This window comes from Methylobacterium sp. WL103 (assembly GCF_008039885.1).
Classification (GTDB): Bacteria; Pseudomonadota; Alphaproteobacteria; order Rhizobiales; family Beijerinckiaceae; genus Methylobacterium; species Methylobacterium cerastii.
The window spans coordinates 1-446 of sequence record NZ_VRUX01001290.1 but is presented as its reverse complement, the minus strand read 5'-3'; the positions used below and the strand labels follow the sequence as shown (position 1 = coordinate 446).

The 446-nt window shown below is 74.9% G+C and carries 1 protein-coding gene and 1 pseudogene; both read right to left on the bottom strand.

The window, feature by feature from the left end; translation table 11 throughout:
* On the bottom strand, positions 1–231 hold a 231-nt coding region (locus tag FV222_RS30840), incomplete at its 3' end, for a hypothetical protein (protein WP_147816556.1).
* Positions 232–246: 15 nt separating this feature from the next.
* Positions 247–446 (bottom strand): annotated as a pseudogene (locus FV222_RS30495) (hypothetical protein); the annotation flags it as partial.

The following is a 446-nucleotide window of genomic DNA, read 5'->3' as shown; positions in this document are numbered from 1 at the left end:
GCGCGCGACCATCCGGACGACGGCGGCGCCGACCGTGCCGAGACCGGCGACACCGAGGCGGAAGCTCTGGGACATGGTGGTTTTCGCAAGCCTTCTGCCCTGCGCCGTCGGCGGCCTGTCGGCCGGCGTGGACGAGCGCGGGGAACGCCGCGCGCCCCATCGGCTGCGGCGCCGCCCTTCTGCCTCGATTTGCCGGGAGGCGCAAGAAATCGGCCGGGCGCCGGGGCGCATCCCGAGGTTCCTCCGTCACCGCCGCGAAACCGCCTCGCGATGCCGGACGGCCGCGACGACCAAGCCGTAGAGCACCGCGGCGTTGAGGACGTGCCAGAGGAAGTGGGTGCCGACGGGCACGAGCGCGCAGACGCCCCGGTCGGCGGTGCGCAAGGCGAGCGAGACGGAAAACAGCGCCGCCAGGGCGACGAGCCGCCGGCCGGTCGCGGCCGGGT